The 21,650-nt window shown below is 66.6% G+C and carries 23 protein-coding genes and 1 riboswitch; of the genes, 7 read left to right on the top strand and 16 right to left on the bottom strand.

Annotated features, from left to right (window positions below; translation table 11 throughout):
* Window positions 1–77: 77 nt before the first annotated feature.
* Both FFS72_RS23855 and FFS72_RS23850 read right to left on the bottom strand, forming a co-directional pair.
* The gene (locus FFS72_RS23855; RefSeq protein ID WP_137876277.1) at window positions 78–1,163 is read right to left on the bottom strand and encodes a hypothetical protein; all 1,086 of its coding nucleotides are present in this window, start codon (window positions 1,161–1,163) and stop codon (window positions 78–80) included.
* A gap of 74 nt (window positions 1,164–1,237) precedes the next feature.
* A complete protein-coding gene (locus FFS72_RS23850) occupies window positions 1,238–1,771 on the bottom strand; it encodes a hypothetical protein (protein ID WP_137876276.1) in 534 nt (177 codons plus the stop codon).
* 419 nt (window positions 1,772–2,190) lie between these two features.
* Here FFS72_RS23850 and FFS72_RS23845 point away from each other — a divergent pair, with 419 nt between their 5' ends.
* Complete coding sequence (locus FFS72_RS23845; protein WP_171018805.1) at window positions 2,191–2,601, top strand: Rv0361 family membrane protein; 411 nt, start codon at window positions 2,191–2,193, stop codon at window positions 2,599–2,601.
* A gap of 732 nt (window positions 2,602–3,333) precedes the next feature.
* On the top strand, window positions 3,334–3,528 hold the full coding sequence (locus FFS72_RS26870) for an antitoxin Xre/MbcA/ParS toxin-binding domain-containing protein (protein WP_249353493.1): 195 nt from the start codon (window positions 3,334–3,336) through the stop codon (window positions 3,526–3,528).
* Window positions 3,529–3,653: 125 nt separating this feature from the next.
* Here FFS72_RS26870 and FFS72_RS23835 read toward each other — a convergent pair whose 3' ends face one another.
* The 6 genes from FFS72_RS23835 to FFS72_RS23810 all read right to left on the bottom strand — a co-directional run bounded on the left by FFS72_RS23835 (window position 3,654) and on the right by FFS72_RS23810 (window position 7,669).
* The gene (locus FFS72_RS23835) at window positions 3,654–4,577 is read right to left on the bottom strand and encodes a hypothetical protein (RefSeq protein ID WP_137876274.1); all 924 of its coding nucleotides are present in this window, start codon (window positions 4,575–4,577) and stop codon (window positions 3,654–3,656) included.
* A 131-nt stretch (window positions 4,578–4,708) separates the two neighbouring features.
* Window positions 4,709–5,605, bottom strand: a complete 897-nt coding sequence (locus FFS72_RS23830) for an arginase family protein (protein WP_137876273.1) — start codon at window positions 5,603–5,605, stop codon at window positions 4,709–4,711.
* Between the two features lie 33 nt (window positions 5,606–5,638).
* Window positions 5,639–6,046, bottom strand: a complete 408-nt coding sequence (locus FFS72_RS23825; protein ID WP_137876272.1) for a hypothetical protein — start codon at window positions 6,044–6,046, stop codon at window positions 5,639–5,641.
* A gap of 65 nt (window positions 6,047–6,111) precedes the next feature.
* Window positions 6,112–6,753 carry a vWA domain-containing protein gene (locus FFS72_RS23820; RefSeq protein WP_137876271.1) on the bottom strand — a complete coding sequence of 214 codons (642 nt, stop codon included), beginning with the start codon at window positions 6,751–6,753 and terminating at the stop codon, window positions 6,112–6,114.
* A 42-nt stretch (window positions 6,754–6,795) separates the two neighbouring features.
* Window positions 6,796–7,194: a hypothetical protein gene (locus FFS72_RS23815; protein ID WP_137876270.1), complete on the bottom strand. Its 399-nt coding sequence runs from the start codon at window positions 7,192–7,194 to the stop codon at window positions 6,796–6,798.
* A gap of 76 nt (window positions 7,195–7,270) precedes the next feature.
* Window positions 7,271–7,669, bottom strand: coding sequence for a DUF7229 domain-containing protein (locus FFS72_RS23810; RefSeq protein WP_137876269.1), 399 nt, complete (start codon window positions 7,667–7,669; stop codon window positions 7,271–7,273).
* Window positions 7,670–7,703: 34 nt separating this feature from the next.
* A riboswitch (SAM riboswitch) is annotated at window positions 7,704–7,820 on the bottom strand.
* 141 nt (window positions 7,821–7,961) lie between these two features.
* On the opposite strand from FFS72_RS23810, the gene FFS72_RS23805 reads away from it, so the two are divergent.
* Complete coding sequence (locus tag FFS72_RS23805) at window positions 7,962–8,462, top strand: DUF3293 domain-containing protein (protein WP_137876268.1); 501 nt, start codon at window positions 7,962–7,964, stop codon at window positions 8,460–8,462.
* Window positions 8,463–8,586: 124 nt separating this feature from the next.
* On the opposite strand, the gene FFS72_RS23800 is transcribed toward FFS72_RS23805, so the two are convergent.
* The 8 genes from FFS72_RS23800 to FFS72_RS23770 form a co-directional block, all read right to left on the bottom strand.
* Entirely contained in the window at window positions 8,587–9,108 is a 522-nt protein-coding gene (locus tag FFS72_RS23800) for a hypothetical protein (protein ID WP_137876267.1), read from the bottom strand.
* 11 nt (window positions 9,109–9,119) lie between these two features.
* Complete coding sequence (locus tag FFS72_RS23795) at window positions 9,120–9,872, bottom strand: hypothetical protein (RefSeq protein ID WP_137876266.1); 753 nt, start codon at window positions 9,870–9,872, stop codon at window positions 9,120–9,122.
* Between the two features lie 479 nt (window positions 9,873–10,351).
* Window positions 10,352–10,504 carry a hypothetical protein gene (locus tag FFS72_RS26595; protein ID WP_171018804.1) on the bottom strand — a complete coding sequence of 51 codons (153 nt, stop codon included), beginning with the start codon at window positions 10,502–10,504 and terminating at the stop codon, window positions 10,352–10,354.
* A gap of 196 nt (window positions 10,505–10,700) precedes the next feature.
* Window positions 10,701–11,498 (bottom strand): CHAP domain-containing protein, encoded by a 798-nt coding sequence (locus FFS72_RS23790; RefSeq protein WP_137876265.1) that lies wholly within the window; start codon window positions 11,496–11,498, stop codon window positions 10,701–10,703.
* A gap of 100 nt (window positions 11,499–11,598) precedes the next feature.
* Window positions 11,599–14,700 carry a CHAT domain-containing protein gene (locus FFS72_RS23785; protein ID WP_137876264.1) on the bottom strand — a complete coding sequence of 1,034 codons (3,102 nt, stop codon included), beginning with the start codon at window positions 14,698–14,700 and terminating at the stop codon, window positions 11,599–11,601.
* Window positions 14,697–15,338, bottom strand: coding sequence for a hypothetical protein (locus FFS72_RS23780; RefSeq protein WP_137876263.1), 642 nt, complete (start codon window positions 15,336–15,338; stop codon window positions 14,697–14,699). The genes FFS72_RS23785 and FFS72_RS23780 overlap by 4 nt, the downstream gene beginning before the upstream one ends.
* Window positions 15,339–15,383: 45 nt before the next feature.
* Window positions 15,384–16,043 carry an RNA polymerase sigma factor gene (locus FFS72_RS23775; RefSeq protein ID WP_137876262.1) on the bottom strand — a complete coding sequence of 220 codons (660 nt, stop codon included), beginning with the start codon at window positions 16,041–16,043 and terminating at the stop codon, window positions 15,384–15,386.
* A 205-nt stretch (window positions 16,044–16,248) separates the two neighbouring features.
* A complete protein-coding gene (locus FFS72_RS23770; protein WP_137876261.1) occupies window positions 16,249–16,644 on the bottom strand; it encodes a hypothetical protein in 396 nt (131 codons plus the stop codon).
* Window positions 16,645–17,093: 449 nt separating this feature from the next.
* Between FFS72_RS23770 and FFS72_RS23765 the strand changes: the two genes are divergently transcribed.
* From FFS72_RS23765 to FFS72_RS23750, 4 genes are all read left to right on the top strand, one after another.
* Window positions 17,094–18,221 (top strand): biosynthetic peptidoglycan transglycosylase, encoded by a 1,128-nt coding sequence (locus FFS72_RS23765; protein WP_137876260.1) that lies wholly within the window; start codon window positions 17,094–17,096, stop codon window positions 18,219–18,221.
* Window positions 18,222–18,343: 122 nt separating this feature from the next.
* On the top strand, window positions 18,344–18,985 hold the full coding sequence (locus tag FFS72_RS23760) for an NYN domain-containing protein (protein ID WP_212744386.1): 642 nt from the start codon (window positions 18,344–18,346) through the stop codon (window positions 18,983–18,985).
* Window positions 18,986–19,049: 64 nt separating this feature from the next.
* On the top strand, window positions 19,050–19,418 hold the full coding sequence (locus tag FFS72_RS23755) for a DUF5663 domain-containing protein (RefSeq protein WP_137876259.1): 369 nt from the start codon (window positions 19,050–19,052) through the stop codon (window positions 19,416–19,418).
* Window positions 19,419–19,505: 87 nt separating this feature from the next.
* Window positions 19,506–21,650, top strand: a 2,145-nt coding sequence (locus tag FFS72_RS23750) for a type IV secretory system conjugative DNA transfer family protein (RefSeq protein WP_137876258.1), incomplete at its 3' end; no start/stop codon positions are given.

Below are 21,650 nucleotides of genomic sequence, written 5' to 3'. Positions count from 1 at the left end.
CACCACCGCCGCTGTCAGTCGAACAGTCGACAGCCACTCATTCGACCGCGACGACGAGCGAAAGCAGTCGCGGTCACTCATTCCTGGATGGGGACGATCACCACCTCGGCGTGATCGGTGCCACCAGACGCGCACGACGTCAACGTGAACCGCTCGTCGGCCAACTCGGAGGTCGAGGTCGTCTCGCACATGATCGACCTCAGCGGCGAATCTGCGGGCAGCCGACCGAGGCTGTCCGTGTTCATTACCGTCGCGAAGTGATTGTTCAGCACAGCGCGGGCGTCCTCGCAGGACAGATCACCCTCGCGCCATAGCCGCACAATTCCCTCTGCGCCGCCGGAATTGGGATACATGATCGCCCCGCATTCAGGACCAAACCCGACCTGGCTGGTCTCGGGGCAAAGATGCTCGACCGCGATCTCCTGGAACTCGATCTGGCTCTCCGCACGCTCAATCAGCGCCTCTGGTGGGGTGTCCCTCACGGTCGCGAGTTGTTCCTTGCTGATGTAGATCTGTTGTTCGATCGCCTCAACGAACTGCCGCTCCTGATCGTCGTCGAGGACGTCGTACTCGTCAGGATTCGCGAGCTGAGCCTCCTGCTCGGCCAGAGCACGCTCCGCCTCCGCGATCCCTTCCTGCTTCGTGCCAACGGGGTCCGCTTTGACCTTTGCGAGCCCATCCGTGCGCGGGTCGAGGTACGCCTCGAAACTGTCGGCCTCACGCACCGATTGGCACACCATCCTGCCCAGGGAGCGAAGAAAGTGTGGTGTCTGCGCGAGGCCCTCCACCTGTGAGGACGACAAGTACTCAGGTGCCCACATCTCCGGACGGTCGCAAACCGCTTGAGCGAAGGCCGCGTCACCTCCGGCTGGAACCTCCGGCCCGAACACCTCAACACCCATGTCAGCAAAAGCTTCGTCGGACACGAAGAAGAACGGACTACGCTCCTCACCGAGCCGCTGCGACAGCTCTTCAACCGAGTAGATGGCGCCGTCGTGGTACTTCACATACCGGGTAGTCATCGCGGTATGAAGGACCTCCCCCTCGGTGGAGTTCTCACCCGTGCTGTCCACACAATCCCGCGAACCGACGTCGATGCCGGCCTGTCCGAGCAGGTGGGAGATGGGGCTTCGGCTGCCACCGACACCCCCCACGATCGCCACCGCGGCAGCGGCTACACCGCACCCAACGACAACCGCTGCAGTGATCAGGGCTAGCGATCGCCTCGACACCGACATCACCTCTGCTGATCGGCCGCAGGGGCATCCACCGCACGGCTACCCACGGCGGCAGGAGCAGCGATGAGGAATCGGAAGAGCATCGCGGTGAAGTAGCAGCTGACCGCGGACAGGGCCAGGAACAGCACCAGCTGGGAGACGAGTACCGCCTGGCTCTCGAGGTGTTCCCCCACCAGTGCATACAACGTTCGGTTCGCCCGCAGCCTCCACACCACACTCCACACCGACAGCAGCGAGATGATGGTGGCAACCAGGCCGATTCCCCACATCGCCCAATGCTGCGACATGTGTGTTCCGAGACCGATGAACAGGTATGCGAGGAACCCCCACAGCACGTACTCGACGAGCACGACGACCATCGACTGGGTCGACACACTCAACACCAAAGAGAACGCCGCCAGCGCGAAATAGGTTGCGAATACGAAGGTGTCACTGTTCTTCTCGCGGACACCGAGGAACCACTCCCAACGAATCAGATCTCCGTCACGGCCCCTGGACAAGGTCCGGTCCAACGCAGCAGTGGCAGCATCCATCGCTCGGTATCCGTTCCGACTCCGGCCACCGCGAGCATCGCGGTGGCGCAACCATTTCCGCCGTATGACGGGTGTCCAACTCTGGCAGGTTTGAGCACACCAAGCTGTACCCCGAACACGCGACACATGGCGACAGTCGGTCACCTACGTCGACCAATCGACCGATACAGCCTCACCCCGATTCCCCCTACGCTCCCCTCAAATCCATCCCAAATCCGAATCTTCATCGCCTCGAGTCGTCCCCGATGGACGTTCGCCGCCCCGGACCGACTCTCAGAGTCTCGAACGCGGTCATCGTCGACAATTACCCCACCGTGATGTGACGCCAGTCGGCGATCGCCCGCCACAACGACATCCATACCGCGAAGGACGTATCCCAAATGCGGAACTTTCATCCCAAATACACTGCAGCAGCATTCATGCTGGGCATGCTCGCTCTCACATCATGTAGTGATGATCAGGCCGCAGCCACCGCCAATCGTGAAGCCGAGGTCAATGCTGTCATTGACCGGCTCAACAAGGCATACGCGAAAGGAGACTACGAAGCGTTCATCCAGGTCGTGTGCTCCGCGGATCGCGATAGAGCACTCCACAGCTTCTCCCCCGAGGAGATGATGGCCCAAGTCAAGGGAGAGAAGGCGGCGAACTACGGCAAAGTCAGTGAGTACACCCTGGAAGACATCGAGATCACTGGTTCGGACACCGCGACAGCTACAGTGGTCCGGGAGAATTTGGACGTGAGCGGCGATGTGAACGATGCAACACGTACGCAGGCGCAGTTCCTTCTAGAGGACGGCCAGTGGCGAATCTGCGGCGCCTTCGGGGACTAACTGACCCGCAGCACGCTCCCATCCGATCCTCGCTACTTAGTGGACAGCGCCCGTTGGAACCACAGGTCAGGGAGCCGGTCGCTGTCCCGAGCCAACAGGCTGTCGGCAGAGTAAGCCCGACAGCAAGCGGAGAGTAGTCCTCGGTGCAGTCCATTCGCGTCGTCTGGGTCTGCATCCTCTGCTTCGGCCCCGACCTCGGAGAAGGTGTGGCCGGGCGGGTATCGACGAGCGCACTAAGGGTCTGATCAAGGTGGCCGTCCACAACACCTGCTTCGACCTCCGAAACCAGCGGTCGAAGGAGCGGACCATGGAGATATTGTTGCCGAACTTCACCCCTGCTCAGGCCGAACAGGTGTACGCCGCGGCTCTACAGAAGTGTCGAGCCTTGGCAGAACACGAGGTCGCGCACACGGTTGTGACGGTCAAGGCCGCAGCATCGTGACTGGTTCTGTACCGCTAGCCGATCTGGTAAGCCCGACACGCAATACTCACTCGCGAGAGCAGCGAGACCTTCGAGCGGGGGCGTCCTCGCACCTTCGCCGGGGAAACTCGGTGCAGCTCCGGACTCGACCACTGCGCCGAAGCTATGGTGGCATGGACTACCGGCAGCGAGATGCACATCGAGCTCCGCTCGCTGCTCGGCGCGAAACTCGTTGCCTACCTGTCACATGCCCCGACACCACCACAGTTCGTCGGTGGACTAATGGGGCAGAGGCACTTCCGTCCCAAGCTGTGTTCGACCGGCTCCAGGTCGCCCCCGACGCCGCTCACGTCATCACCTCCGCCGTTGCACAAGCCTGGCTCCAAGGCCGCAACCCTGCCCTCGGCGATCAGCCGCCCGCCCAACTGCTGCGTGAGGTGAACGTCGATGCCGATCGCGGCGCCGTTCTCGCCGCAGCCAGCGAATTCGCCACGCACAGTTGCTGATCAAGGTCGATCCCAAGTATCCATTCATGAGCGGATACCTGAAGCCGCCAGCGGACCGGTGGAATGATGACACTCGAATCCGGCCGGTCGACAATCCCTAGGCTTGGCTGCGCGCTGTCAGTGCCTCATCGCGCGCGTGGCGCGGCTTTGGATTCGGGGTCGCGCGCGGCAGCGACAAGGTCTGCGAACTCCTCATCCTCGGCGAGCCGATCGAGCACCTTCTCGACGACGTCAGGTGTGATGTTCAACGTCAAGTCCCACCCAGCGGCCACGCCGAAGGAGAAATTGTCCTCGACGATCCCTGCCGCAAGCTGGTCACCGCTCACACCCGTGCGTTCACCGAGGGTTTTCGACGCCTCGATGAACAGCTGAGCGAGAATGCGCTCACTGTCGGTCCCCGACCCGGCCGCCCAGTCTTCGGGACGGAAGCAGAGGAGCCAGCCGAGGAGGGCGTAGGCGTCACTGCCGCGGCGGCCAACGCTCACGACATGACCGCTGCCTTCCCAGCTCGGTGCGATCGAGACCACCACACTCGGGTTGAGCAGGCCGATCACTCCTCGTACCACTCCGTCGGAGAACGGGGTCGAACCCGTATCGCACTCCATATCTGCCCAGGTCTCGGTCAGGCTCGCTGACGCCCTCTCGGTGGGCAACAGGTACCCGCTGAAGACAAACCAGCGATGCCCGTTGACCTCAACCTTGCGGTCGTCGTAGACCGCGACGCACCCGCCGAAATCCTCGTAGGCGTCCTCGCCATCCGCGTCAGAATCCTGGTCGGGGTATGTGCCGGATGCCCGCAGGATCAGCGGGAGCTCGTCGACCAGCGCCGTGGTCGTGACGCGGGTCAGTTCGCCGGCTCGAATCTCACACAGATCGGGGTCCGCGGCAATCGCCTGCGCCGCGGTGTCCCCGTGCAGGTGTGTCATGCTGCCGTCGTCACCACGTCGGCGCACCGACGTCCCGTCCGACAGCACCTCGAACCGCTCGACGAGGCGGTCGCCATCGTCATGGTACCGGGCAATCTCATAGACCACCGTGTAGTCGCTCATAGCGTTAGTCTTCTCCTTCGGATTGGCGGCATGCAGCGCGTGGTGGCCGGGTGCGCAACAAGATCCAGCGTGCGGGGATCGCGGCAAACCAGAAACCATCTCAGTGTGCGTCTGGGGCGGCCACGCAGAGGTCAGACGAGGGTGGTTGCGCGGGCCCCTTCCGTGAGGGTGAGTCGGTGCAGGTCGACGAGAGTTCTCTGGCCGAGACCGGATCCGACGTAGCCGCCGGCCAGCACGAACGCGACCGGCAGTCGTCGTTGACGGCACCAGTCGAAGACGATCCGCTCGCGATGCTCCAGAACCTCGGCGGTGATTCCGTCCAGGCCGCCGATACCGCACCCCTGATAGGGGTCCATCCCCGCGTTGTACAGGCACAGGTCGAACGAGCCGATCCTGTCGGCCTGTGCCACGGCCCGCCTCACTGTGAGCAGATAGTCCTCGACATGATCGACGTCCCATAAGGCGGAGTTCGAGTGACCGGAATAGCGATCGAACCCGTTGACGGAGACGTCCTCGTGCCAGATGCGCGGATCATGGTCGATCAGCTCCGCGGTCCCGCCGCCACAGTGCGCGTCGAGGTCAAGGATCAGAACCGAACCGACGACGCCCTCGGCGAGGAGAGTTTTCGCGGCCACAACCAGGCCGTTGACCGTGCAGAAGCCGTCCCCACGGTCGCGTTTCGCGTGGTGCAACCCCGAGGACAACGACCCAGCGACACCATCCTCGAGGGCACTGCGGGCCGCCGCGAGCACACCCCCACACGACGCGAGCACCATCGACCACAGTGCCGGGTCCCAGTCGAATCCCTGGGACTCGGCGAGATATGCCGGCTCACCGGTCCGCACCGCCTCGACGTACTCACGGTCGTGGACGCGTTCGAGATCAGCGGACGTGAGCGGCGGCGGCGCGAGTAGTTCGACGCCGCCGATCGGTCGATCGGTCAGGGAATCGGCGACCCATTCGGCTTTGCGGGTGGTATCGAAACTGTAAGCGGCGCCGACATAATCGGGGCTGTAGTAGATCTTCACTCGGGCACCGTCCTCGGTTTCGGGTCGTGGTTGTCAGTCCGGCGGAGTAGCGAGATGCTGACCACCCGGGTGGGTGTCGTCGCCGGTGGAGGCATCGAGTTGTGTGTAGTACCGGTCGCTGGCTTCCTTCCGGGCGGTGGTCCGGGCCAGCATTTCCGCTTGCGCGTACGCGGCGGCCCGCTTTGTGGCCTTGGGCGAGCCGTCAGCTCTGAGTCCGGCGAGTTTCGACTCGAAGAGTCGCTGTGCCTCCCGGCTCTCCGCCCAGCCGGTCACGTTCGGCCAAGCACCGGTCTTGACTGCGCACCAGTAGCCGGGCTGCCACACGTACGGCGGCGGCGCATCCGACGATGCTGCCGCGGCCTCGGCCTGCAGCTGCGCGGTGAAGCGTTGCGCTTCCCCTTCCGGGTCTACCAGGAAGCGCTGTCCTCGAACGGATGCCATGGTGTATCTCCCTTGTCGATGGTCCGAACGACCGACGGGACGCACCGGATGGCGTGCGTGCCGTGTCAGTCGTCGAGCGCTGCTCGTTGTGCGTCGCTGAACTCGGGCATGGGTGCGGCGGGGTTGATGGTCTTGGCATGGCGGTAGTTTCGGATGTTGGCCGAGGCGGCGGCCATCGCGTCACGCGACTTGCCCTTGCTGTAGGTCAGGGACTGCTCCCGCTTGACACCGAGCCGGGTGCCGACCTCGATCGCGTCCTGATCGGCACCCATGTACAGGAACTGCCAGTCGAACTGGTCGGTGTGCAGTTTCACGAGCGCCGTGATCGCGGGGTGGGTCCACTCCCGGCTTGCGTTCTCCAGTCCGTCGGTCATGATCGCAACGATCACCGTCCCCGGGCGTTCGTCTGCGGGCAGAGCCGCGACGTCGGCGCTGACATCGGTGATCAGGGTTCCTATGGCGTCGAGCAGTGCGGTCCTCCCCCGCGGTCGCAAGGCGAGCGGCGGAACCTGGTCGAGGTCGACGTCGTGGTAGACGACCTCGAAGTGGTCATCGAACTGGGCGAGGGTCACCGTGCAGCGGCCGGCGGCGGCGCGCTGGTCGTCGATGAAGGCCGCGAACCCGCCTTCGATATCGGATTGGATGCTCCGCATCGAGCCGGAACGATCCAGTAGGAACACAAGTCGGGTCAGGTCCATGTCGGCCACGAAAGGGTCCTCTCTACAAGGGGGGGGTGGGCGTTGTCGGGGTCAGGTGTTGCGGCGCGGTTTGAACCGCATCGGTTTCGAGGTGGTGGTGGACGGAGCGGCGGGCACGTTGCCCTTGATGCCGGCTGCAGGTGCTCCGCTCTTCTTGTCGTAGCGGGCGCGCTGGATTTCCTTGGCGGTCACTCGCTTGTCCGGACGGGCATAGGGGGCGAGCATCGGAGTGCGGGCCAGGCGCGGGCCGACGGCATTCTCGGTCAGACCTGCCTTCGCTCCCGCAGCACGCAGAGACAGTTCGTAGTCAACTACGGCGTGAGCGAGCTGCTCGTCGAGCAGCTCGCTCACTTCCTCCAACACGATCCGAAGATGTTCCAATGCGGCTGAAGGGTCGGCGGATTCGGCGCGATCGAGTTCGTCCCGGATTCGAGCGTATCGATTGGACATGACACACCATACCGCACAATATGCGCATCCGCAATAACTGCGGGTGGCCGGAGGCCTGCACGCCACTCAGCACCCCTCAGGCCGCCAGCCCCTCCGCGGCATCGAGGTTGGCGATGACCTGACAGACGCCGTCGTGGCCGAGAGTTCCACGACGGTAGAGCGCGACAGCGATCTCCTCGACCACGGACCGCGTGAAGCGGCGCCGGTTGCCCTTGCCTACACGCTCGGGCTCAATGAGGCTGCCGTCCGCGCGAGTGACGCCCTCGCGCAGTACCCAGTACACCCACTGGTCGGTCTTCCCGAAGATGCGGGCGACCTCGGCGGTCGAGTGGGTCTTCGGGCACGCATGTGCGGCCAACAGCGCCGCGAGCCGCGCATCAGCATTGCTGGCCGATTCCGACGAGCGAGACGAGGCGGGCGACCCGGAGTGAACGCCGACGGACAGCTCGGTCACGGGAGTGATGCTGTGGCTCATGTGGATTCTCCTACGGTGATTCCCGCCGCGGAGCGGGGCGTACTTGCTCGCCGCCGGTTGACGGTGAGCCGCTTCGTCACCCGAACCACCCCGAAACGCCTTGGGGTTGGTGCACGGTCAAGTCGGAGCTTGGCGACCGCATCTCGTGAAGCTGTCAGGCCTTCCAGCCCAACGGAATTCACTGTACCGCAGAAACTGCGTATGCGCAACAACTGCGGCGGGACCGGAGTCGATCCCCCACCACAACCACCGTTAGCCGCCCGACCGTCACCTGGCTGACTAGTTTGAGGTGGTGCAGGAATACGACGACTTCGCGTGGACACCGCGCCGCGATCTGGCCCGTCTCGCCCTCGGCCCTACGCCGTGGGAGTTTTATCTCAACACGATGGTGCGGTTCGAAACCACCGCGGGAGGTGGCGCCGTCCGCCCCTGCGACGGGAGCGACAGTGAGTCCACTCCCCCGTTCGGGCCGCTGCACGTGGTGACAGCGATCCAACCGGATCCGGAGCCGGACACCGTGTCCCACTCGCGGATGCTCGTGCTCGATGACTTCCTTCGTGCTGCCGGCATTCGTTCGATACCCGCGGTCGGGTCCAGCTTCACCGGCGATCACAGCGAGGACAGTCGGGCCGTGTTCGGTCTGACCGACCGGCAGGCCCGCGAACTCGGCGCGCAGTTCGGTCAGGTCGCAGTCTTCTCCTGGAACGGACCCCGTTGGTCACTGCTGGCGTGCGCCGGCGACCGGCACTCCCACCGGGGTTGGCGACGGGAGCCCACCCCGGGCAATCTGTAGACGACCCCTTCCTTGACATGCCGCGGCGAGGATCCACCGGCACGCGCGCCGTTCGTGGAGCCGCACCGGTAACAGAGAATTCGACTTCCTCTGGGTCGCGGGCCGTTGTCGGCGAGACCATCGCTCACAGCAAATAGGCGCCCAGATCGTCGGAGTAGACGAACTTCTCCCCAAACCTAGCCGTCGAGCACTCGAGCGCAGTCACCACCTTCTCGAACATCGCTTCATAGGGGTCCATTGGCCACCGCGCCTTGAATTGCATTCGCTTGGCGCCGAGGCCGCGGGCGCTGGCTTTGGGCAAGGCGAACACGTCGCGCCAGGGGAGATGCGAGACGTCGTGTCGGACGACGAATGTGGCATGGCGCCCGACGGCCGGGCTGATCGCTACTGCGTCTTGACCGCCCGCCGGCCGGTTGATGGCCAGTACCAAGTAGTCGTCGGTGACGTTTTCGCCGCCGATGTCGATGACCTCCGCGGTGGTGTTCCCGCGGTACAGCGTGCACCGATCCCGGCCCGCCCACTGCGCGATCCGTTCCAAGACCGCCGTCCGTTGCGGATCGGCTTGGAACCCGGACCCGCACGGCTGCGCAGCGTGGTGGTTGATGCGTTCGGTGATGAACCTGCTGATGCCGTCGTCGTCTGGCAAGACCGTGAAGGTCAGCCGTGCCGCCGGCTGCGGCGGAGGCAATAGTCACGCGATCGTTCGGGGTGTTCGCCGAGTTCCCAGTACGGCTCGAGGAACCTGTATCGCCCGAGATAGACATCCGCGAGTTCAACACGGATCTGACGTCGAAGAATCTCGCGAGCCAGCGCGTCGTCCTCATACCGGAGAAGCGAGGCCGCGAACTCGCTCTGTGCGCGGTAGTCACCGAGGACGTCATCGCGGAGAGCGGGGTGGTTGTTCCTAGCGGTCAAGTGCACCCACAAGCGGTGTTCGAGAGAGGGGTCATCGCTGAGGATCACGAGAAGGACAGCCTTGTCCAAGGATTCGAACAACGACCAGTCGTTGACGTATGCGGCTGTCGGGAGGTAGCGGAGTAACTCGGCGGCCTTGTCCAGTTCGACGATCGCTCGCTCGCACGCTCTGCCATGGTCGTGGAGAACTTCGTTCAGCGCGATCTTGTGCACGTTGACGCCAGCCAGGTTCGTACCGACAGCGTCGCCGAGAGCTTGCAAGTGCGTGTCGACCAGATCTGTGAAATCGACGATCTCTGCTCTGTGCATCATCATGCGGTACCGGGCAGCCAGGTAGGCGGGCAACTCGTGGTCGCCCTCGATGTTGAACGACGCGAGGCGAGCAGCGATCTCACAGCTCTCGAGGAGATTGTCGTCGTACGTCCACTGACGTGCGCGTTGGTCGGCGACGATGCGCTCGATTAGTTCTCTGTTCGTCACCGGTGTCGCTTCCACCGTCGCAGACCCTATCCGGTCTGAGGGCGACCGTAACGGCCCGGCACAGAAGCGACAGGAAATTCGAGACCTGGGGCGGAGCTAATCTGCGTCTCATCGAAGTTGCCTTCCCAAAGGCGAAGTAACACTCTCGAGAGGTCGTAAACTCCGCGAGCATTGCGGCAAGCTCACGCCGCAGACCGGGTGCAAGCCTCCCGATCGCGGGCAGGTCATCGACGTAAAGTGCCGAGTCCGCAGATCGACTCCCACTGCATCTGCGGATGAACGGTGAGCCCCCCGGATACCGCAACGTCAGACCAGGACAGATTCTGATTCCTGGCCATTCCACACGCCCGCCGGGTGGAAGATCCGCGCGTACCCCTCGAACCCACCCGGCAGAATCGAATGGACCGTGCCGGAGAAGGGCTGGCGGTAGTCCTCGAGCAGTGGGGCGAGGCGAAGCGCAGACCCGTGCAACGGTTCAATCAGCTGCCGGCCGTTCAGTCGGGGGCCGAGTCCGCGGCGAACGAGTCGAGAATCTGTGCGAGCAGTCTCGTGTCGGTGGGGACGTGCAGCACCAGATCGTGTTCGTCGATGTAGCGGGCCGGGATGACGGTCGGGGGCGGAAGCCGGACCCTCCGGAAACGCTGCACGCTTGCGTGGTGAGGTGACCGAACCGGAAACACTGTTCCCTAGCGACTCCGTAACGTCGGATCTGACGCGACTGCTCCCCGACCCCGAGGGCATCTGTCACGGGTCGATCCCGGCAGGAGACAGTTGGAAGCCCCGCGGAACCGGTGGGGCCCGCAGACACGTGTGAGTGCCTGCGGGCCCCTACCTGCCCTCGGATCAGGGCAGCAGGATGTACGCCATCCCCGGAACATCCTTGACGGTCCGGGTGGACCACTTACCGAACCCGGCGCCGGCGTTCATCTCGGTGACCACGACGTAGAGACCGTCACCGCGACGCTCGGTCCGCTCGACCCAGCCGACGTGCCCGTAAGTGCGGTCCGCGCCGTGCACACCGGGCTGGAACACCACCATCGAGCGGGGCTGGGCGTCGGCGACGACCGTCCACCCGGTGGCCCTCGCCGAGTTCACCCAGTCCTTGGCGTTACCACTGAGGGCCGGGTAGTGGCGCCGCCCGGACGCCTCGAACCACTTCGAGTACGCCCCCCAGGTGCACCACCCGAAGGCGGCGGGGTTGTGGCCGATGGTCTTGCCCATCGCCCGCCCCGACGCGGGGGCGGGGGCGGAGCCGCCGCAGACCGGGACGACCGGGTTGTTGCTGCCGGTCTCGACCATCGCGTCGGTAACGTAGCCGCCGGTGTCGAGCCGGTTCCACACGTTCGTGGTCACCCGGTACGGGCCGCCGGTGAAGGTGGTGCCCCGCACGTGGCACACGATGGTGACGCGGGTGCCCTCCTTGACGGTGCGCAGGATCCGGGTGTTGGTGCCCGCCCCCTCACGGACGTTGAGGGTCCCGGTCGGACCGGAACCGGTGACGACGGTCACCGCCCGGGGATTCGCGTGGGCGGTGCCGGTGGTGGCCAACGCGATACCGGCCGGCACGACGGCGGTGGCCGCGAGAATGGCCACCGCCTTGCCGATGACGGTGCGGTGGGCCAGGGCCTTGGTGGTGGTCATGGTCTCTCCCGTGGGTGGGGCCCACTGGCTGCGGGCCGTACGGGAGTGGTGACGGGTGGGGGTGGGATCCGGTTCGCCCCGCCGCGTCATGACCCCGCGGTCAGGTACCCGGCGATCCGTAGACGGTCAGGCCGGCCCAGTACTCGGGCCAGGTCGACCGATGACCAGGGTTGCGCTGCAGATAGTTGAGCTTCGCCAGACGCAACGCCGCGAGGGCGGGTTCACCGGCCGCGAGATGCCGCCAGAACGCGATCATGATGTCGCTGGTGGCCTTGTCGTCGATGTTGTAGAGGCCACCGATGACGGTGGTGGCGCCGCGCAGCATCAGCGCCAGCGGGAACCCTCCGACCTCGATGCCGTCGGGGGCGGCGATCGGGGTGTTGCAGGAGGCGAGCACACACAGTCGCGGCACGGTCCAGCTCAATGCGTGGGCGGCGGTGACCCAGACGGTGTTCCCGTTCTCGTCGCGCAGCTTCTTCGCCTGCCCCCAACCGTGGTCGTCGGCGCTGCCATGCACGGCCATCGCCAGCAACGAATGCGGTTGCGTGCCCTCGACCGCCATCTCAGCGTCGAGTTCCTGATGCAAATCGATCCGCCGGACACCGTCGAGGGCGGTGAGGAGGGCGTCGAGTTCGGGTCGGGCGTGGGTGAGGGTGTGGTCGTAGACGGCCAGAGCCGGGGTCGGGGCGCGCTGCTCGTCGAGTTCCATCAACGACAAGGCACTGGTCAGCGAACCGTGAATGCTGACCAGGGCATGGTCGAGGACGTGGGTGCCCGAGGTGACCGGCAGAGCGTCGAACGGGATGTGGAAGAACCCGGTCGGCACGATCAGAAGCCGGACCGGCGCGGTCACCGGGGTAACGGCCAGCAGGTCCGTCAACACCGGCGGCAGCAGCAGCGGGGTGTACTTGCGGCGCTTGACGAACACGCGATCCTCGCCCGGGGCGAGGTCGAGGTAGATGCGGTCGACGTCGACGCGGTCGGTGAACTGCTCCGCCGCAGCACCGGGGGCGGCGATGGTGACCCGCCGCAGCACCGGCACCAGGCCGGCCTCGGCAGCGGGCAGCGGCAGCAACTGGAGGACGACGGTGGTCATCGGGCTCGGTCCGCGGCGGTCGAGGACCGCGGCGGCGGTGACGGTGTCGAGGTGGCGGGGGTCGGCCAACGCCGAGAGCGGCCCGAGGACCGATTCGGCGGCCTTGACCGCGGTGGCCCGGTCGACGGCGATGACAGTGGACCGGCCCCGCACCCCGGACTCACCGCCCTCCTCGACGCTCGCATCGGGGGTGGTGTCCTGACTGTCGACGGTGGCCGAGCCGGAGTCCTGCACCGCCAGCGCCGCCGACCGGATGGAGGTGTCGATGTCGGGGTTGCGGGCCAACTCGGCCAGCAGCAGACCGACCCGGTCCCGCCGGACGGCCTCCATGATCAGATCGGCGGCCTGGTGATCTCCGAGTGCGACGGCGAGATTGGCGGCGTCGGTGAACAGGGCACCGAACTTGTCGGCGATCCGTCGGCGGTCGGCGGTGGTAGCGATGGTGAGCATCAGTTCGGTGACGCACCCGATCCCGCGTAGTAGTCGCTGCAAGCGTCCGGTTCGATTGGTGGGGTCAATTTCGGTGAGGGCGCGGGCTGCGGTCATCCAGGCTACTGCCTCGGATTCCGGTTCGATGCTCACCCCTTCGAGGCGCAGAGTTCTTGTGGCAGTGAGGGCTTCGGCCTCGACCCGCTCCCAGTCGACACCGGCGTGGGTGAGGGCGGTGCGCCACCACCATTCCGCGGACAGGCCCACGGTTTTCGCGTGAGCGACATATGCGGTGTTGGGGTCGAACTCGGCGAGCCGTTCGACGAGTCGCCCCCGCACCACCATGCTGCCGGGGACCCCGTACCGCACGGCCGCGATTAACGCGTTGTGAGCGGTTGCCCAGCGGTAGGCATTGCGGTTCGCGGTCAGCAGGTCGGCAGTCAACTCCGCGGTGGGGGTGTCCCCGGACATCAACGCCAACCGCGCCCGACTGAAGAGGAGCGAGTTGACACCATTCGTAGCGAACCCGTTCCACGCAGACTCCGCCACGTCCAACAGGCCCTCCGCATACACCCTGACCCGCGGGTCCGTGGCAGTGTCCCCGGCGCGGACGTATCCGGCCGCGAGGTCGTAGGTGATATTGCCCAGCCAGGTGATCCCGGCCTTCGAACCGAGTCGACGGTACTGCTCGACGCAGTCCATCAAGTCCTCGATGGTCGGCTGCCCGTCGAAGATCTTCCCGAGGTCCTCGGTCAAGCGGTTCCGCAACCGCTGGTAACGCAGTTCCCGCGCCCGGCTGAAGTCCTGAAACAGAGCGGCGTTCGAACTGGCCTGTGAACTGTAATAGCGTTGAGTTATCGCAGACTGGGGGTATCGCGCTGCGAGCGTCTTGGATGATTCCTCCATCTGCAGCATGGCGCGAACATTGCGTTGACGACGGTACAGCTGGCCCTCCATCTGCCAGGTATGCGTGAAATTCGCCGGATCGTGGGCTTCATATCTACGTGCATACTCTCGGGCGACTTCGACCTGTCGCATCGACTTCTCAAGGAGTCCGAGGTCCATGTACGCGCTGTAGAGAACTTCGGCGTACTTGAATGCCAGCTTGTCCGAGAGGTACTCGTTCAGGAACGGCGCATCGTGCAGGATCCGAGGTGAGACGCCAGCTACGCCAACGTGATTACCCACAGTCGAACCCAAGGTCAGTGCCTCGACCGCTGCTGCCGACTGGTTCGACCTCCGCAGGTAGCGGGCGAGTTGGAGGGCCACGATGGCCCGGTCGGTCGGGTCACCGGCATCGCTAAGTTCGGCGAGAGCGCGCCGGCAGTTCTCGACGGCCTTGACGATCTCTCCGTCCGGAGCGTCGACAGTGACCACCTGCTTTTGCGGCAATCGCAGCAGAAAGGTCAAGGCCAGTGCCCGTCGTGGGCGGGATCGGTCCGTTCGAGGCGAAGCAGTGAGATCGAGCAGCAATTGCGCGGCGCTGCGGACGAGGGCCTTATCCGGGACGCCGGACGGGTAGCCGCCAGCGCGGCGTACGTTCAGGCTCTCTGGGGACAGTGCCAGTGCTGCGGCGAGGATCGCAGTCAGCAGTACCTCGCGATGCTCGGGGTCGGGGCTGGTGCGGGCCTGGTCGGAGACGTCCTGCCAGGTACTGCCTGGTTCGATACTGGTCACCGGGGCTTGGCCAGCACGTCGAGGGTGAGCAGCGGGTGCTCGGCCCCGGTAGCGGAGGCCACAACGGTCTGCCCGAACAGCTCGGTGCTGTCGGTGTCGCTCGGGTGCAACGGGATCCGGGCGAGTACACCGTTGCGGTAGTCGATGACCGCGACCAGCGCGATACCGGGAGCGAGATCATCAGGCAGTGACAGGGTCACGGTCACCGCGGTCTCGTCCTGCGCGGGAACGTCGGACACGGTCAGGTACAGCGGCTCGTCCCCGTCGGGGCCGAGGATCGTGGCGATCAGATCGGAGTCGATGACCCGCACCTTCCACAGCTGGCCCTCGCCGACTGCGGCGGCACGGCTGGTTGAAGACACCAACCCGAGCTCGGCGGTCCAGGTTGCGAGGACCTCGGCGATCAGCTCGTCGGACACCTGGTCGGCAGCCCCGGCGGTGGCAGCGGTCTCGGCCTCGACGATGACGCTGGCCCGGTCGAAGGCACGCTCGGCGGTCGCCAGCAACTCCTCGTCGGACGGCATGGGGACGTGGTCGGGGTGGGTGGGGTCGTCGGCGTGCAGTTCGGCGTCGAGTAGCGCCATCAGCGCCTCGGCCTCGGCGGCGATCCGCTGCGGGTCGTTGTCGAAGTTCGTCATGATTGTCTTCCTTGTTCTGAGTGAAAGGGTCAGGGGGGCAGGGGGTCAGGAGAGGGTGTCGGGGTTGGACAGCCCGGCGAGCGCCGCCTCGAGCAGCGGCCCGAGCTGGGCCCGCAGCCGTTTGACCTTCGAGTCGCTGAACCCGGTCAGCTCTGCGATGTCCTTGACCGGACGCAACGCGCCGCTGTCGAAATCCACCAGTGCGCGCAGCACCGTGCGCTGGTCCTCCTTGTCCAGGGAGCGATCCAGGGTGGTGATCCGGTGGCGGACCTCGACCCAGAAGATCGAGTCGGTGACGGTGTCGGCCACGTCGCCGGCGGTGCGGTCCCGCACACCCTCGTCAAGGGCGATCTCGTAGCCGGTCCTGGTGCCGAGCTTCCTGGACTGGGTGTCCTGCCGACGAACACGGTCGATGTGCAGGTTGACCAGTATCCGCACTACGAAGGCGCGGCCGATGACGGGCCGGTCGAAGGTGTACTTGAGGATGCGGATGAACGCGTCCTGGACGAGATCAGCGGCATCGTGCTCGTTGCCGTGTGTCAGTCGCAGTGCCTGCCTCATCGCGTAGATGAAGACGCCGTCGTAGGGCTCGCCGAGGATTTCCTCGAACGCCTGCATGAACTCCGCCGATCGCGTCCCTGTGGACGGGGGGAGTCGTCTCGGAACGTCGAACAGGGTGTTCGGGGTTCCGCTTTCGATGGTCATGCATTCACTCCTTCATGTGGTGCCGGTGTGGTGCGGCACCTGCTCGTGCGTCGTCCGGTACGTCTCTTCTGACAGTGATGACGAACGAATCATGAATGCGGTTCGCTCGTGCGCGCAGTCACTTCCGTAAGTGTCGTGACCTACACCCTCACCGGGCCGGTCGTACCCCACACCGGGGTGCGACCGGCCCGACTGTCCGCGTCTGTCAGCAGCGGTAGCCGGTGTAGCCCTGGTTCTCCCAGGGCCGCACGGACATCAGGAACGCCGAGCACATACCGCGGTTGGCGTACTGACGGGCGAAGAACTGGTGACCCTTGACCAGCGCGGTGTAGGAGACGTTGATCTGCCAGGGAAGGCCACCGGGCAGCTTCGGGGCGCGTCCGTTGCCGAGGTCGCGGGTCTCCTGCTTGGACAGGTAGACCGCGCAGCGACCGTCACCGCAGCGGGTGGTGGCCGCGGAGGCGGTGCCGGTGGCGGCGAGGGTGGCGCCGAGCAGGACGGCCACGGCGATGGTGGCGAGGGTCAGCCGCTTGACGAGGGTCGCCCACATGGTGGGGGTCTGCGACTGCTCGGTGGTGGCCAGGGCCTGGGTGGTGGTCATGGTCTCTCCTGCGGTGGGGTCCACTGGTTGCGGGCCGTACACCGGTGATGACGGGCGGGGGTGGGATCCGGTTCGTCCCGGGGCCGTTGCCCTGATCACGCGAACCCGATCGGGTGGTCGGGCGTCGATACCAACACCGCCCCATCTCCTCGGAGAGAGCAGTCCATGGTCCGTCGCAGCAGTGAATGGAACAACTGATCGGCGCGATTGAGACCGCCGGATGGAGCTGCAGGTCGTGCAAGCACGGCCTGTACGTCTACCCCGCCGACCGCAGACGTCGCCCGGTCACTTGCCCGGCACCCCGGGCGAATTTCGGTCCCTGCGCAATGCCCGCGCACAGCCGCCCCGCCCAGGCCTGATCGGGATCTGACCCCTACCGCGGTGGTGCGGCTACCCCTTTGCCGCACCACCGCCTGGATCACCCACCCGACCACCTGTGAGGAGTCGACATGACCGCACTGTGCTCGTCGTGCTCGACCACGCTCCCCGTCGGGGCCAGCGCCGGCACCATGTGCGGGTACTGCCGCCTGCTCGACGAGTCCCACCCGACCGCCATGGTCATCGGCTCGCCGCCGCACCCGGTGGTACCGCGTCCGGTGTCGCCGACGATGACGGCAACCCGACCGGTTCACAAGCGGATTCCGGCGCAGCGGGAGATCCAGACCGTCGACCGGCCGGTACCTCCGCACCGGCGGTGGCTCCGCCGCGGCACCATCTCGATCCTTATGGTGCTGGCGATGTTCGCGACATTGAACGTGTGGACCCCACCGGAATCCCGGTTCATGCACGACAACGGCCCGTACGTGTACCAGTACGTGTCCGTCGACCACATCAGCCGGCACATCCTCGCCGCAACGGTCCTCCACGAGGACGATCACCTCGGGTTGCGGTTCCAGCCGTTCCACTGGGGCGACTTCGTTGAACGGATCCGTGACTACCGTGCCGGCCGGGACCAGAAGACGTTCTCGACGATTCCGCAGCAGCTCGCGAAGAACATGTTCTTCACCACGGAGCAGAGCGGGCTGCGCAAGGCGCTCGAGATCGTCCCGACGATGCTGCTGAACTACGCCCTCCCCGATAGCCGGATCCTCGAGCTGTACGTCAACTACGCCGAGTACGGCCGGAACCTGTTCGGGGTGTGCGCGGCCACCTGGTACTACTTCGACGAGCCGCCGTGGAACGTCAACACGGATCAGGCGGCGATGCTGTCGGGGATGCTGCCCAATCCCAAGGACGTGCAGCGCCTGACCGGAGGCGGTGTGTCCCACCCCGACTCGGCGAGATACCCGAGCGCCGCCTACCTCGTCAACGGGGCGGTCAACGTCGACATCCCCGGTCGTCTGGCCGCGTGGGGTGGCTGGAAACCGGTGATGGAGTCGGTCGGAATCGGCGACACCGCCGAAGACCATGCCGCCGACCGGTCGGCAGCGCAGGCGTGCTCGACGATGCCCGACGGGGTCCGTGACCGCCTCGTCGCCGAGGACCCCGGGTTCGTCTCGAAGTGGTGGCCAGGCCGCATGATCGCCCGGATCACCGCCGCCGGTGACCGGATCGCCGCCACCGGACCCGCGTACTGAACCCCGCACCCGGACCGAAACCCCGGCCACCCCGAGCGCGCAGAGGGGTGCCTGCGCGACGAACCCGATCACCACGTTGCCCGTCAACACCCACAACAGCCGCTCGACGAGGAGGACCCGAGATGCACGTTCAGCACATGCGACCGACCCCGGCGACCACGCCCACCTCCACCACGGCGGCCGACGTCGCGCAGCCGGCCACCGCACCGGCGCTTCACCTGGTTACCTCCACCACCACCGCCGCGGTGCGGGCGGCGGGCGGCCGCCACCGCTGCACCCGGCCGCGGACCCTGCACCTGGTCGATCTGGAGAACCTGCTCGCCGGCCGGGTCGACGCCGCCTCGGTCGCCGAGGTGTGGGCCGAGTACCAGCAGGTGACCGGGATGCGTCCGGGCGACCACGTGGTCGTCGCGGTCGCCGCCCGCCACGCCACCGCCACGTTCTTCTCCCTGCCCGGCGCGGTGCAGCGGGTTGTCGGCGCCGACATCCCCGACGGCGCCGACCTCGCTTTGCTCGACACGGTCGACCTTGCGTGGACGGCCCGACGGTTCGGGCAGGTGATGATCGCCACCGGTGACCACGCCTTCACCGGTGTCGCTGCCCACCTGCACACCCAGGGGGTGCCGGTGGTGCAGGTCATCGGCGGCGGGTGGCCCTCGACCGGCCTGTACCTGCAGTGCTCCACCCAGCTGTACCTGACCGCCGCCCAGCGCCGCGTCCAGGACCGTCGCCGCAGTGAGATCGCCGCCGCGCTCGCGGCATGACCGGTCCCACCCGGCCCGGTAGCCAGCTGTCGGCAAGGGCCGAACCCGACGAGAGGACCCCACCATGACCGTCGACCACCGCGACACCACCATCGACGTCAGCACGCACATCCACCGGATGCTCGACGAGCGGCTGCCGGGCCTGACTGATCCCGAACGGCACGTGCTGCAGGCCGTCATCGCCTCGGAGGCCGAGATGTGGGTCGGTGAGGTGCTTTCCGCGGAGTTGACCGACGCCCAACTCGCCGAGTTCGAGGCACTGTTCGACAGCGGCGACGAGGACGCCGCCGGCCGGTGCCTCGAATCCGCCCTCCCCGACTACCGCGACCGCACCCACGATGCGCTCCTCGAACTTGCCTGCCGGGTCGTCGACCTCGCCGCGGACCGGATCGGTCGCGGCGAGCCGCTTCTGCCCGACAACACCCCGCGATAGGGCGGGCGAATCAGCCTCACCACCAAGTCGGTGACCACCATCGACGTCGCCGCCGGTAGCAGCGAAACACGAAGGAGCACAACGGAGATGACCGACACCGAATGCCGCATCACGTTCGACGCGATCCGGTCGTTGACCGACATCACAGCGGTGCAGGCCCGCTGGCAGATTCCGGTGCTGCTGGCCCGGATCATCGCCGAAGCCCCCGGCCTGCGGCTCCGGCTCGACGTCGACAGCGACGCGCAGGGGCTGGTGACGGCCGCCGTAACCGTAATCGACCCCCGGACCGACGTGCACGACATCGACGCGTTCGCCGCCGCCGAGGAGCTGCGGCCGGTCCTCACCGCGATCGCCGAACTCGACCCGATCGACATCCGGGACACCGCCGCGGCGGATCGGGTGTGGCCGGTCGAGACGACCAGCGGGGCAATCGGGTTCACCACCGGTGTCCATGGCGGTGACCGGCCCTATGTTCCTGGGCCGCAGGCAGGCGAGACCGCTACCAGGTCGGCGGTCCTGGCCGACCTGCTCGCCCAGTGCCCCGGCCACGGCCTCCGCATCGACCTCGAACCCGCCGCGGCCGCCGACACCTGGCGGATGCGGGTGTGGGTCGACTCTCCGGCCGGTGGTCGGGCGTCGTTGCGGGTGCGGGCCGGGATCCGGCAACTGTGGCCGGGCCTGCACCTTGCCGGTACCCCCACCGACACCGTCGAGTCGGTGCCCGCGCTGCTGGTGGCCACAGCCGACTTGCCCGCATTGCTGGCGGTCCCGGTCGCTGGCACCGACCAGGCGCACGGGATGACCGTCGGGGCGGTCGCCCCGATCCCGCTCACTCCCACCCGCACCGCCCACACCGGCGGGGACGAGACCGGGGTGCGGCTCGGGTGCGGCCGCACCCGCACCGGACACCGGGTGGATGTGGGTTTGCCCGTCCACGAGCGGCTGCGGCACATGCACATCGTCGGCCGCACCGGCACCGGCAAGTCGTCGCTGCTCGCGGCGATGGCCACCGGAATCGCTGCCGCGGGAGAGGGACTGTTGCTGCTCGACCCGCACGGCACCCTCGTCGACCGGGTCGCACACGAACTGCCCGCCGACGCGCTGACCCGAACCTGGATCGTCGACAGCAGCAACGTCGATGCCCCAATCCCGGTCAACCCGCTCGCCGTGACGGATCCGGTCGCGCGGGAACGGGCGATCGACGAGGTGTGCGCGATGTTCCAGTACCTATTCGACAAGCGGGAGACCGGGATCGTCGGCCCCCGGTTCCGGGAACGCGTCGCAATGGGCCTGCGGGCGCTGGTCGCATTGCACGGGCCGAAGGCCAGCGTCCTCGACGTGCCGCTGGTCCTTGCGCATCCCGACCTGATGCGCAAGGCCGCCAAGGACTCCGGGGACGCCCGGCTGGCCGCATGGGTGTGCAACGAAGAACAGTCCACCCGCTCGTCCGAGCACGGTGAGGTGGTGTCCTGGGTGAACTCGAAGTTCGAGGCGTTCTCCTCGACCGCGGCGTTGCGGGGCATCCTCGGCTCCGGCGCGGACGCATTCGACATGGCCACCGCGATGGATGAGCAACGGATCATCCTGATGGACCTGTCGAAGGGCCCGCTGGGGGAGCCGGCATCGCGGCTACTGGCGTTTCTGCATCTGAATCGGGTGTGGCAGGCGGCGTTGCGTCGACAGACCACTGCCCCGTTCACGGTGATGGTCGACGAGGCGCACTCTGTGACCGCGGGGGCGTTGACGTCGATGCTGTCGGAGGGCCGCAAGTTCGGGGTGTCGGTGGTGCTCGCGCATCAGTATCTCGGGCAGCTCGACGAGGACCTGCGTCCGGCGGTCGACGGCAATGTCGCCACCACGGTCGGGTTCCGTGGCGCGGTCGCGGACCTGCCCGCGTTGGCGGCGCGGTTCGGGTCGGCGGTGCCGTCGGAGACGCTGATGACCCTGCCGGATCTGTCGGCGGTGATCACCCGGACCGCGGCGGCGGCCGTTGCCCGTCCGCACACCCTCGAGGTCGACCACAACACCCACGGTCCGTCGCGGGGTCCGGCCGCGGCCGGGCAGGTCGCGCGGGCCCGGATCGCCACGATCTCGGCGTTGGCGGACCCGCACCGGCAGGAGACGATCCCCGCCCGGGACGGGTGCAGTCGGGTCACCGTGGTGGCTCGTGATCTCGGCGTGGAACCGGGTGCCCGTCCGAGGCCACCCATCCGCCCGGCCCCGAGCCCCCGC

This window comes from Rhodococcus sp. Q (genome assembly GCF_005503035.1).
Classification (GTDB): Bacteria; Actinomycetota; Actinomycetes; order Mycobacteriales; family Mycobacteriaceae; genus Rhodococcus_G.
This window is presented reverse-complemented; position numbering and strand designations above follow the sequence as displayed.

Excerpts from the sequence above, each read along its gene's own strand:
- FFS72_RS23755 (WP_137876259.1), top strand. The coding sequence starts at position 19,050 with ATGACCGTCGACCACCGCGACACCACCATCGACGTCAGCACGCACATC.
- FFS72_RS23775 (WP_137876262.1), bottom strand. The coding sequence starts at position 16,043 with ATGACCATCGAAAGCGGAACCCCGAACACCCTGTTCGACGTTCCGAGA.
- FFS72_RS23845 (WP_171018805.1), top strand. The coding sequence starts at position 2,191 with ATGCTGGGCATGCTCGCTCTCACATCATGTAGTGATGATCAGGCCGCA.
- FFS72_RS23790 (WP_137876265.1), bottom strand. The coding sequence starts at position 11,498 with ATGACCACCACCAAGGCCCTGGCCCACCGCACCGTCATCGGCAAGGCG.
- FFS72_RS23815 (WP_137876270.1), bottom strand. The coding sequence starts at position 7,194 with ATGTCCAATCGATACGCTCGAATCCGGGACGAACTCGATCGCGCCGAA.
- FFS72_RS23825 (WP_137876272.1), bottom strand. The coding sequence starts at position 6,046 with ATGGCATCCGTTCGAGGACAGCGCTTCCTGGTAGACCCGGAAGGGGAA.
- FFS72_RS23835 (WP_137876274.1), bottom strand. The coding sequence starts at position 4,577 with ATGAGCGACTACACGGTGGTCTATGAGATTGCCCGGTACCATGACGAT.
- FFS72_RS23810 (WP_137876269.1), bottom strand. The coding sequence starts at position 7,669 with ATGAGCCACAGCATCACTCCCGTGACCGAGCTGTCCGTCGGCGTTCAC.
- FFS72_RS23780 (WP_137876263.1), bottom strand. The coding sequence starts at position 15,338 with ATGACGAACTTCGACAACGACCCGCAGCGGATCGCCGCCGAGGCCGAG.
- FFS72_RS23850 (WP_137876276.1), bottom strand. The coding sequence starts at position 1,771 with ATGGATGCTGCCACTGCTGCGTTGGACCGGACCTTGTCCAGGGGCCGT.
- FFS72_RS23770 (WP_137876261.1), bottom strand. The coding sequence starts at position 16,644 with ATGACCACCACCCAGGCCCTGGCCACCACCGAGCAGTCGCAGACCCCC.
- FFS72_RS23760 (WP_212744386.1), top strand. The coding sequence starts at position 18,344 with ATGCACGTTCAGCACATGCGACCGACCCCGGCGACCACGCCCACCTCC.
- FFS72_RS23765 (WP_137876260.1), top strand. The coding sequence starts at position 17,094 with ATGACCGCACTGTGCTCGTCGTGCTCGACCACGCTCCCCGTCGGGGCC.